The sequence below is a fragment of the Collinsella aerofaciens genome (assembly GCF_015561195.1).
GTDB classification, from domain to species: domain Bacteria; phylum Actinomycetota; class Coriobacteriia; order Coriobacteriales; family Coriobacteriaceae; genus Collinsella; species Collinsella aerofaciens_AC.
This window is the reverse complement of the sequence record NZ_JADMSU010000016.1, coordinates 19,559-30,279: the sequence shown is the minus strand read 5'-3', so window position 1 is coordinate 30,279 and position 10,721 is coordinate 19,559. Positions and strand designations below refer to the sequence as shown.

The 10,721-nt window shown below is 56.3% G+C and carries 13 protein-coding genes; 5 read left to right on the top strand and 8 right to left on the bottom strand.

Annotated elements, in window-relative coordinates:
• From I2H81_RS10650 to I2H81_RS10065, 8 genes are all read right to left on the bottom strand, one after another.
• The coding region (locus I2H81_RS10650; protein ID WP_195645441.1) for a VaFE repeat-containing surface-anchored protein at positions 1 to 3,495 on the bottom strand (3,495 nt) is incomplete at its 3' end.
• Positions 3,476 to 3,718: a DUF3173 domain-containing protein gene (locus I2H81_RS10095; RefSeq protein ID WP_055167997.1), complete on the bottom strand. Its 243-nt coding sequence runs from the start codon at positions 3,716 to 3,718 to the stop codon at positions 3,476 to 3,478. The genes I2H81_RS10650 and I2H81_RS10095, both read right to left, overlap by 20 nt.
• Positions 3,719 to 3,853: 135 nt before the next feature.
• Entirely contained in the window at positions 3,854 to 4,075 is a 222-nt protein-coding gene (locus I2H81_RS10090; protein WP_055167999.1) for a helix-turn-helix domain-containing protein, read from the bottom strand.
• Entirely contained in the window at positions 4,056 to 4,502 is a 447-nt protein-coding gene (locus tag I2H81_RS10085; RefSeq protein ID WP_118382994.1) for a sigma-70 family RNA polymerase sigma factor, read from the bottom strand. The genes I2H81_RS10090 and I2H81_RS10085 overlap by 20 nt, the downstream gene beginning before the upstream one ends.
• Before the next feature lie 165 nt (positions 4,503 to 4,667).
• Complete coding sequence (locus tag I2H81_RS10080) at positions 4,668 to 5,522, bottom strand: ATP-binding protein (protein WP_175306231.1); 855 nt, start codon at positions 5,520 to 5,522, stop codon at positions 4,668 to 4,670.
• A 131-nt stretch (positions 5,523 to 5,653) separates the two neighbouring features.
• The gene (locus tag I2H81_RS10075; protein ID WP_195371165.1) at positions 5,654 to 6,799 is read right to left on the bottom strand and encodes a phage replisome organizer N-terminal domain-containing protein; all 1,146 of its coding nucleotides are present in this window, start codon (positions 6,797 to 6,799) and stop codon (positions 5,654 to 5,656) included.
• Positions 6,796 to 7,149, bottom strand: a complete 354-nt coding sequence (locus I2H81_RS10070; protein ID WP_195253387.1) for a hypothetical protein — start codon at positions 7,147 to 7,149, stop codon at positions 6,796 to 6,798. The genes I2H81_RS10075 and I2H81_RS10070 overlap by 4 nt, the downstream gene beginning before the upstream one ends.
• Before the next feature lie 253 nt (positions 7,150 to 7,402).
• On the bottom strand, positions 7,403 to 7,783 hold the full coding sequence (locus I2H81_RS10065) for a hypothetical protein (protein WP_055261531.1): 381 nt from the start codon (positions 7,781 to 7,783) through the stop codon (positions 7,403 to 7,405).
• A gap of 147 nt (positions 7,784 to 7,930) precedes the next feature.
• Here I2H81_RS10065 and I2H81_RS10060 point away from each other — a divergent pair, with 147 nt between their 5' ends.
• The 5 genes from I2H81_RS10060 (at position 7,931) to I2H81_RS10040 (ending at position 10,691) form a co-directional block, all read left to right on the top strand.
• Complete coding sequence (locus tag I2H81_RS10060; RefSeq protein WP_195371163.1) at positions 7,931 to 8,188, top strand: hypothetical protein; 258 nt, start codon at positions 7,931 to 7,933, stop codon at positions 8,186 to 8,188.
• A 322-nt stretch (positions 8,189 to 8,510) separates the two neighbouring features.
• Positions 8,511 to 8,816 (top strand): hypothetical protein, encoded by a 306-nt coding sequence (locus I2H81_RS10055; RefSeq protein WP_055261529.1) that lies wholly within the window; start codon positions 8,511 to 8,513, stop codon positions 8,814 to 8,816.
• 146 nt (positions 8,817 to 8,962) lie between these two features.
• Positions 8,963 to 9,199 carry a hypothetical protein gene (locus I2H81_RS10050; RefSeq protein WP_195371162.1) on the top strand — a complete coding sequence of 79 codons (237 nt, stop codon included), beginning with the start codon at positions 8,963 to 8,965 and terminating at the stop codon, positions 9,197 to 9,199.
• 166 nt (positions 9,200 to 9,365) lie between these two features.
• Positions 9,366 to 9,860: a hypothetical protein gene (locus I2H81_RS10045; RefSeq protein ID WP_195371160.1), complete on the top strand. Its 495-nt coding sequence runs from the start codon at positions 9,366 to 9,368 to the stop codon at positions 9,858 to 9,860.
• Between the two features lie 612 nt (positions 9,861 to 10,472).
• Positions 10,473 to 10,691 (top strand): hypothetical protein, encoded by a 219-nt coding sequence (locus I2H81_RS10040; RefSeq protein WP_117774010.1) that lies wholly within the window; start codon positions 10,473 to 10,475, stop codon positions 10,689 to 10,691.
• Positions 10,692 to 10,721 lie beyond the last annotated feature (30 nt).

The following is a 10,721-nucleotide window of genomic DNA, read 5'->3' as shown; positions in this document are numbered from 1 at the left end:
GTTGCCGTCGGCATCGAGGAGCTGCTTCTTGGAGACCCTACCGTCCTTGTCGGTGACCTTCTCGTAGAGGGTGCCGGAAACCTTGTAGGTCTTGCCGGGTGTCACGTTCATGTAATGGACGGTATCGACGATGGTGGCATTATCCTCACCGATGAGGTTCTTATCACCATCAAGGGCATCCGTTGCGGTAGTGGAGAGCTTGGGCTTCGTAATGGTGACAGTCTGACCGGCATCGTTCACATCGGCATGGGAAGCAATCTCCTTGTCGTTGTAGGACAGGGACTCGAAGGCAACGAGAGAGGTACCTTCCTTGAGCGAGCTTCCATCGAAGTAGAAAGTCACATCGACATTTCCGTAGGAGTCCTCTGCGGTGAAGTTCGCTTCCGCAGTGACAGGGTTGCCGTTCTTATCCTTGAATACCTTCTTGGAGACCCTACCGTCCTTGTCGGTGACTTTCTCGTAGAGAGTGCCGGTGACCTTGTAGGTCTTGCCGGGGGTCACGTTGTTGTAGTGGACGGTATCGCGGACAGCGACATTTTCCTCGCCCGTGACCGTCTTATCACCGTCGGCGGCATCGACGGCGGTGGTTCCGATAACGGGAGCCTTCACGGTAACGGTCTGGTCAATGTCGTTGATATCCTTGTGGTCGGCAATCTCGATACCGTTCGTGGAAAGGGTCTCGAAGGCGACGAGCTTGGTGCCGGTCTTGATACCGCTGGCATCAAATGTGAAGGTCACGGTCGCGGTACCGCTTTCGGCTTCCGCCGTGAACTCCGCAGTCGCGGTGACGGGGTTGCCGTCGGCATTCACGAAAGCCTTCTTGGTGGACTTGTCCATAAGGGTTCCCGTGAGCGTATAGGTCTGCCCGGCGGTAAGCCCGGTGTAACGGACGTAATCGGTGACAGTAGCATCACCCTCAGCGGTGACGGACTTGCTGTTGTCCGCTTCGCTCACGGCGCTTGTCGAGAGCTTCGGCGTGAGCACGGTCACCTGCTGGGAAACGTCATCCTTGTCCTTGTGCTCGGCGAGCTTTGCGCCCTTCGCATCGGCCAGGGTCTCGTAGACCACGAGGGTCTTGCCCGCGAGGTCGTAGCTGTCGAAGGAGAAATCGACGGTCACGGAGCCATGGGACTCCTCTGCGGTAAAGGTCTTCTCTGCGGTCACGGTCTTACCGTTCACCTTGGGCACGTCACCAGTCTTGGTGTCGTGAACCTCACCGGTGACGGTGTAGGTCTTGCCCGCAACGAGGTGGCTGTACTCAACCTTGTCGGTAACCTTGACGGTGCCGACACCGATGTAGTGGTCGCTGTCGGATGCGTCATAGGCGGTGGTGTGGATTTCCGGCTCCGGGTCATCGAGAGTGCCGAAGTCGATGGAAGCACCGCTGCGGCTGATGGTGACGGTGGTGTTCACCAGTGCGTATCCCTCATTCGCGGTGCAGCGAAGCTCCTCGACACTGTAAGTGTCGAAGGGCAGGGCACCGAGGGAGTTGTCGGCCTTGAGGGCATCGCCGGTGGTGGCGTTTCCGTCCTCACCGACCACGGTGTTGTTGCCGAACCAGAAACCGGCGGACGCGTTGAGCTTGAAGCTGTCGATGGTGCCATCGGCGGTCAGCGCCCAGTCGTTCGCGTTGGTATTGCCGTCATGGGCGTTCCAAGAGGACGCGGAGCTGAAATAGCCGTTCTCGTCGGTCACGGCGATGTGGGACTCGCCGGTGGTGAGGGAGGTCACCTTGAAAGGTACGCCCGCAAGGCAGTCAGAACCGTTCTCGGCCTTCTTGGTGAACTCGAAGTCGGAGCGATAGACCTGCTCGGGAACCTCAGCGAGGTTATAGGTGCGTAGGGCATCGACATTAGAGCCTTCCATAATCTTCTGGAAGCTGATGGCGTTGCTCTTGAGGTAGCCCGTCGGTGCCTTGGTCTCACGCACGACGATGGTGCCGCGCGGGATGCAAGGGTCGTTGTTGGTGTTGTAGTAGAAAACATCGCCGGAGACGAAATCATCCGCCGTGAAATGTGCAATACCATTCGCGTTCGTCTTGAACGTCCAAGAGCGGGTCGGCTCGATATCGGCCTTCTTGAGGGCATCGTAATTGTCGTAGTCGAAGGTGTCGTAGTAATCGACGGTGAACTCGGCATCGGCGAGGGTGGCGGAACCCTGCGGGAGGTTCCCAGCGCCGTTGTAGGTCTTCTGACCGTCGAACTTGCCGACAACCATACGGAGCGGGTCGTTATAAGGCTTATCGCCGACGGTCTTCTTGGTGACCTGACCGGCGTTGACGGTGACGGTGAAGTCATCGGCGGCGTAGTAGCCCTCCGGAGCCTTGGTCTCCTTGACCGTATAGGTGCCCGCAGTCAGGAGTCCGCTCCTGCCGGTCTCGCCCTTCTCGTTGGTGGTGAGCTTCTTTGCGACTGCTTGGTTGGTATTGGGATACAGGTGCCCATATGTCCCAAGCGTGGTCTGTATCTTCTCATGCCCGAGCCGTTCCTTGAGGAGCAATGGGCTTTCTCCCATGTTGATGAGAAGTGACGCGTGGGAGTGGCGAAGGTCGTGAACCCGGACGCGGTGAACGCCTGCGAGGTCTGCGAGCTTCTTCATCGCACGCGGAAGCCTTGTCTTTGTGGTCGGAAGCCCGTTGTAGCTCAAAACGAACTCACAGTCAGGGATGACAACGCGCTGCACCTTGCGCCATGCGGCGAGTTCGGAAAGCGTGTCCTCATCCAGATAGATGGAGCGGATTGCCGCACGCGTCTTCGGTTTCGTGAACTTGTAGTCCGACTGGTTGTGGTAATAGAGCGTTTTGGTGATGGAACAAAGCCCGGTCGTGAAGTCGATATCGCTCCACAGGAGGGCAGATGCTTCCCCAAGCCGCATCCCACTCATGAATAGGAAGAGCAGGCTGATGAACAGGTAGTGCTCGTAGTAGTCTCCCTTGTAGAGTTTGGAAATCACCTTCTCGAACTCATCAAGCGTCCAGAAGTCCACAAGCGGTTTCTGCCCACGAACGTTGCCGACCATCCGTGACGGGTTCCTTTCCGTAATACCCAATATGACGGCACGGTCGAAGGCAACGGAGAGCATTCCCTGTGTGACGCGCACGTAGTTCGGGCTATATCCCGCCCGGATGAGGGCAAGCTGCCAGTTCTGTATGTCGATTGGCTCGATGGCATCGGTAAACTTCTCGTAGAAGCAGGAGAAGTGTTTCCGCACCGTACCGGCGCGGTTCTCGAAGGTACTCTCCTTTACCTGTGTCTGATACCAAGGCAGGTAGGTGTCCTCAATGAACGTTCCGAAGGGAATCCTTTTCTGTTCGGTGGGAAGCGATTGGGAAGCAAATTGCAAAACGAGTTTTGCATATTCCTCTTTCGCTTCTTTTTTTGTCTTGAATCCGCTCCGGTATTTCTGAATCCGCTTTCCCGTGGAATGGTCGAATCCGAGATTGGCGCGGAAATAGTAGGTGCCGTTATCGGCTTTCTTAATTTGGTCGTTTGCCATTTGTCTTTACTCCTTTTTCAGGAGCGCGACCAGCGGCATCACCGTCTAAGGCAATCCCAAGAAGCTCCTCGACGGCTTCCGCCGGAACGCGGTCGAGCTTGCGTGAGGAGTAGAAGGGATAGCCCTTCTCAACCATGCGAATTTTCGCCAGACGGATGATATCGGTGGCGAAAGAGTTCCCATAGCCGAGGGCAACTAAATCTTTTTTCGTTACGGTTACCATGGCTCTCCTTTTGACAGGAAAGCAGACTACTCGTCTTTCTGACTGTATTGTAGCAGGTCAGAGCGTGTTTGTATATAGTCTGCTTCCTTTCCTTCTTTCTGGTTGTCTGGTTTCCTGTGTTTGTGGTTTTACTGTTTACGGTTTAAACCTCAGCATCGCACGCAACAGCTTCGCCTGCATGAACGACTTCATCGAGAGGTCGATGCCGTAGTCCCAGAAGCCATCCGCGTCGGTGTAGAACCCGGTGCAGAGTCCGTCCATGAAGTCGTTGAAGTAATCGAGCACCGCCCCGGCAGCAAGGGCATCTCCGCTTGTCGCGGCAACGACGGTATCGTAGTCAATCTTTGTCTTTGCCATGCGGGTCACCCCCTTCCGTCAGAATGTCCGCAAGACGGGCGAGCGCACGGGCGCGACGGTTCTGCACCGTGGAGCGCGGGAACCCCATGTCCTCACCGATACGCCTATCCGACCATCCGGCAAAATAGGAGAGCAGGATGATTGCCTGCTCCTCTGGGCAGAGTTTTTCCAGCGCATCCGCGAGGTCTTTGTCTGTCACGCCGATAGGCTTCCCGGCGGCATCGAATACGGTTTCCCGCTCCGGCACGTCCTGCCAGTCCGCAAGGCTTTCGAGTTCACTTCTTCTGAGGTCGCAGAACAGCACCTCGCGGTTGCGTCTCCTTTTGCGCTCCCTCAAAACGTCCGTCCGCGCGTTCACGAGGGTCTTCCGGCAATAGGTCAGGAACATGCCGACCACTTCGTTACGGTTCGCTTTCTCTTTCGTCATCTTTTTTTCCTCCTTTCGGTATAGGCACGATTTCCGTGCCCTTTCCTGCCAAGAGGAAAAAGAAAGCCCCGCAGCGTTGATACGCTACGGGGCGCTGGGACGGTGCCGGGAAGGAAATCGGCACCAGAATCAGGAAGAAGCGGCTGATGCTTAAAAACCGCTCCGCTACGATTCTATCCCCTCGATTCCCAACTTCCGCTTGAAATCTTTGCGGTTCTTCATTCCGATTTCCCGACGGCGCGAATTGCCGTCGTACTTCACCGGGAACCCGACCTCAACGATGCGGTCGAAGACACGTCCCCACGGGTCATCTGCCGTGGCGTTCAGGATTCTCTCGCGAAAGTCGAAGTTCGTCGTTATCACCATCGGTTTCCCCGCCTTGTAGCGTCCGTCGATAACGTCGTAGACGTGCTCCATGACGTACTCGGTGGAGCGCTGGGCACCGAGGTCTTCAAGGATGAGGAGGTCTGGGGCGAGGATTCTCTCAAGGTTCCCGGAACGCTTCTCGAAGGAGGATTCCATCAGGTTCACGACCTGCTTGATATCGGTCACGAGACAGGAGAACCCGCGCTCGATGACGGCGTTCGCGATGCAGGACGCATGGAAGCTCTTGCCCGTGCCGCGCTTCCCGTACAGGACAAGCCCCTCCGGGTCTTTCGGGTCGAAGGTCGCGGCAAATGCCTTGCAGACGGTGCTCTGAGCCGCGTTCCTGCCGTCATCGGCATCGAAGGTGCAGAAGGCGTACCTGCCGGATGAGGGGAAGCACTGCTTCCTTAGCCGTTCCGTCCTGCGCCTTTTCTCCGCCCGCTCGGCTTCCTCGCGCTGCCTGTCCGCTTCCTCCCTCTGGCAACGGCACATGGTCGGGACAAGGTGCGGCTCCTTGAAGATTCCGCCCGCCGGGAACATCCGCTCGCGTGGCTCTCCGCATTTCCCGCAGACGAGGATGCCGTCCGCGTCGCGATAGTCCTCGCCCGGCTTCCGTCCGTCCTGCTCCTTGGTTTTCGTTACGTTTTCACTCATTTACCTCGTCCTTTCTGCGTTACCCTGTCTGAGAGCCTGTCTACGGGACTTTGCAGTCTTGTTCGGGCAGTTGCTGCCACATGACATTTAACGTGTCATAGGCAGGCTCTCAGGCATTCTCAGGGGCATTTCTAGTACATGTTCTCGTCGATATATCCCTGAGCCGTCTCCCGGTCACAGCCCCATTTCGCCATGACCTCCTCGACGGAGGGGATTTTCCCGACCGCGTTGGCCTTCGGTTCCGTGCGTGCGGGAGGGGTCGCGGCCTTCGGGCGCTCGTTCCTGTCCCAGACTGCGGCGAGTTTCTTCCAGTCATCGACGGGCTTGCCGGAGTTCGTGCGCCAGCCGCGTCCCTCGTTCACATCGAAGAAGCGGTCGGGGTCAACCGCGAATCCCATTTCCGCGAAGTGCGAGCGGACTTCCTCCCTTGTCGGGATTCCAGAACCTGTCATCCCCTCCCCATCAGCCACAGCTGTAGATGTAGATGTATTCTTATATCTATCATCTATATTCTTAGGGCGTGACGCAATTTTTACAGCTTCATTTTCAGCCCGTGCAGATTGTCTACCTGCGCTTTTACCGTCTGCGTCAGTGTAAAAACCGGTGTCAAAATCACTGTCAACTTTTACGTCAAAATTGACGTCAACTTTGCTGTCAAAGCTGTCAACTTTTACACCGTCAATTTTTACAGTGTCAACTTTCGTGCCGTCATCTTTTACGATTTTTCCGCCTTTTGGGGCTGGAAGTGCTGGCGCATATTCCTTGCGGTACTTGATAACGGAGGGGCGGCTCACTCCGGTCTTCTCGGCAACCTCGGTATTCGTGGCTTCCGGATGCTCGGTAAGGTATGCGAGCACTTTATCCTTCTTCAACTGACGGGTTCCCTTTCCGTTCTTACGGGCACGCTCCGAAGCCTTGCGCACACGGTTTTCCTCGCGCATCGCGTCGATTGCCGGGACGTTCTGGTTAAACTCCCAGTCCGCGATGGCGTAGATGCCATCCTCGCAGATGACAAGGCCGAGCTGCACGAGCGGCTGCACGCATTGCCGAAAGGCGGGAACGGTCTTCTTGGTGACCGCAGCAAGCATCTCGTCGGTGTAGGGAACGCTTTCGTGGAGAAGGAGCTTCCCGGCGCAGCCGCATTTCACCGCAAGCGATTGTAGACGGGCGAAGACGGTGTAGATGGAGTCCGCATTGTCCATCGCGTCGATGAGTAGGGCTTCCTGCGTGTCGAAGAACTCACTGTAGTCCCTGCGCCACGCTCCTCGGAGCTTCATTGGTACACCTCCGGGGTCTTCTTATCGCGTTCGGCTTCGGAGTAGGCGAGGTGGTCGAAGGGTGGGAACCTCGCGACAACCGCGAGGGCATGAGTGTACTTGGCGTGATTCGCCCGGTAGCCGAAGGAGGAGAGCATTTCCATGACTTCGGTATCCGTGAACGTGCCGTCATCGGTCACGATGGTGAACGTGCCGTCATCGTTTTTCGTGACTGTGCGCGTGTGGATTTTAGCCAGGGCGAGGACGAGTACGGTCGCGGAATCCCCATTCGGCTCATGGTCGATGAGCGTCATCTCAGGTGTCTCGTAGAAGTTCAAGGGGATGTAGTAGTAGTAGCTGCTGAAATCCATGGTGCTCCTTTCTGCTTGCAATCTGTGATTATGTTTTACTATATCTGTCCTGTTTTGTGGACTTTTCCAGTCAGATTTCATGCTTCTTTCACAATTAGACACGCGTTTTCAGATGGTTCTGCCAGATTCGCGTCCCGTGCGGCGGTGCGCTGTGTTACAGTAGCGAAAGTCCTTTCTGCCTGTTGCTTTTATCTCGGAGTGCGGGCAGGAGAAAAGGGAGCCTGTGATTTCGGTCACACGGCTCCCTTTTCTGTTACCAGTCGGAGTTTTCGCTATCCGGTTCCGCTGCCTGTAACCCACCATCAGCGACAGGCTCCGTTTTCACCGTTTTCTTCTTGCGTGCATCGAGACGCGCCTTGGCATCCTCCGGGGTACTTCCGTGGGCGGTGAGCATGTCGCTCACCTCGTCTGCATGGCTCGCAAGGAATCGGTCGAGTGCGTCGAGGTCGAGTTCCTGCCAAGCGCAACCGACGGCGGAGAGCACACTTTCACCAGCGGAATGGGTGACCAGAGAGCGCCACTTCCGGTTCCGCTCGCGAATCTTCTTTTCAAGTTCCTTTTTCTTCGCTTCGAGTTTGGCGAGTTCCGCCTTCTGTTTCTCGATACGCTCCTCGAAATCTTGAATGGTAGCCATGGTTCTTCCTTCCTACTTGACGGCATCCCTGAACAGATTGTGCCATAACGCGCGGAGGATGGTAAGATTCCGGCAGGGCGCGGTGCCGGAACAGCGGCGAAGGCACCGTGCCCCGGTTTTGCGAAGAAAAAGGAAGGAATTGGGCAGATGTATTCCAAGGATGCAGGGAAAGACCAGATGCTGATGACGATGGAACGCGCGCTTACAAGCGGGCAGAAGGCAGGCTTCTTCTTCCTCGGCTTCCTCGGCGGCATCGTCGGGATTCTCGCCGCATCCCTGATGAACATCAACGCGCCGTACCGACCGGAGGGAACGAAGATGGCGGCACTCGGATTTGCGACGGCCTGCGTTCTAGGCACCCTTATCGCACCTGTTGGCTTCATCGCGCTCCTTGGTGCCAGATAGAGGTGGCAAGATATTGAAGGACTTCCTCAATCAGCGTCCGGCATTCTTCCAGCTGCACCAATCCGTTCGTGTGAGATGAGAAGGGGCATCCTGCGCGGGTGCCCTTTTTTCTCCGCGTTGTTATGATGGTTTTATGGCTTGCCATGTTTATGGTTTGATGGTCTGCTATATTTATTGTTAGCTAGCCAGAAGGGAGGAAACTCAGCTGGCTCGGAGACAAAAACGCGAGCACTCGCGATGGGGAGTTCTTCGTGCCGATAGAAGAAACTTTCTGACGGGGAGCGAAAATACAGGCAGTGGTTCGTGAAGGGAAGGAACAGACATGGACGGATACACGCTTTCCATCAGTCGTTGCAGTGGCGGTGACGGGGTGGAGGAGAGCTTCAAAGCGAAGATAAAGCGTCGAGAAGCTGCGCTTGATGCCTTTGCCGTTGCAGAAGCGTACTGCAAGGAAAGTTGGATGGTCTCAAGATGCGAGCGGGAGGGATTTGACGGTTTCATCATCGACCTGTGCTCCGATGCTGAGGATGAGACCATCCGTCTCGTCAGGCTTGTGCCCGACAGCGAGGATGGCATCATGGATGATGTATTCCGTCTGGAATACGGCAGTTGCGAGTATAAGGTTTAGGCACGCCATCGGCGAGTTCATCCATGCTTTTATATGCAGGATATAAGGAGTGTACGGTTCGCCTGTTTGCTGGTATGCTGTTCTGCTATATTTATAGACAGCAAGGGGGACGGCAGTGGAGCCGCCCCATGGCAGGAAGGACGAACATGAAGGACAAGAAGTTAGAGGAAGCCGTTGACTATGTTTGCTCCCGTTGTCCCTATATCTTTAGCGGCAGCGCTGAATGGGACAAGTCGAATCCGGCATTTGCGGACTGGCGCGACTCTGCTACCAAGTATTGCGACCGGTGCATGGTTCGCAAGGTGACAGACTTTTACAATGCGCTAGACGAGCATGAGTTCTCAGAAGATATGCCGGAGTATCAGGCGATTGTGAACTATTAGGGCAGAGGAACCACGGGGCATCCGGGAGGGTGCCCTTTTTCTTTGCTTGTATATGCAGGATATATGGAGTGTACGGTTTACCTGCTTGCTGGTATGCCGTTCTGCTATATTTATAGACAGCAAGAGGGGCGGCAACCGAGCTGCCCCATGGCAGGAAGGAAAAACCATGAGCACACCGTCCGTCACCATCCTCAAGAACCTCGTCCTCAACTGGAAAAGCAATCAGATGGAAGAGGAGACCATCGCCACGTTCTATCGCCACTATGACGGTTATCCCAGCTGCCATGCCATTGATATCGCCAACTCGCTCGTTGTGGCATCGCGAACCAAGCCTGAACAACATATCGACTTTTCGGGAGCGAGCGTGGAGAGGGACATTCTCAATAACCGAAACTGGTGCCAGCATTTCCTCAAGGCGATGTGCATGGCGGATGCCGATATCGAGTTCATCGGGGAGGACAATGTGCCCTCTGCGAGCTACACCTATGTTGTCACGGGCGCTTACGACAACTTCGGCGGCAAGGTCGGCATCGGCGCAGAAGAGTATCTGAGCAGAATCAACATCAAGGTTTACGAAGGAGATGAAAACGGGAATCTCGTGTTTGAGGGCGGAGCCGCTGAATGTCTGGCATGGGCTGACGGATATTGCGGGGATTGTTAAATCGAGTGAAGGGCATCCGGGAGGGTGCCCTTTTTCTTTGGCTTTTTGGGAGCCGCCCTGCGGGCGGCGTGAAGGCGCGGGGTCGTTGCGGGAACGGGGACTCGGGGCGGCTTTCCCACCCTTCCAACAGCCTGCGGGTCGGGCTAGGAACCCTCCGGCCATTGAAAGCGCGGAAAAGCCTTCTACTTGGCGGAAACGGGGGGACTGACCTGCCGGGGTTTCCAACATTCCGACAGGCTCCGGGTCAGTCTAGGAACCCTCCGCCCATCGGAATGTTGAAAACCCCTTCTTCTCGGGAAACCATAGGCCGCAGGCGCGGCAAAGCGGGGCACGCCGCAGCGGCTCGGTAGAGGGCGGGGAAAGGAGGGGCGGTGGCTCCGTGACGTGAGGTTGGCTTTTCTTGGCACCCCACGGTTTCGCGGGGTCTCTCCGTGGCGCGGTCGCTTACGCTCCCTCAGATTAGGGGCTGCTCGCCCCTAATGACCCGAGTTCCATGGAGAAGGCGTGGAGTCTCGCGTTGTGGAGTGTGCTGGTATGCCGCATAGCTATAATTACAGATAGCAGCAAGGGGGACGGCACCGGAACCATCCCAAGGCAGAAAGGACGGAGCAAATGAAAATCGAGAAAAACGATATGGTCATGGTCTATGACGGGGGCGGCACTGTTCCCCACTGCAAGTATACCGGCAGGTTCGGTGACCTTACGGCATACTGGCAGGAGATTGTCTCGGATGCGGTTTATCTGTTCCGGCTGGGGGAGAGCGAGGAGTGCGACTGGCTGGTTCTACTCGGCCAGCCTTGGTCACCGTATTCACCGGACGGCATTCGCTAAGGAGTTGAAGGGGCATCGGGAAAGAGATGC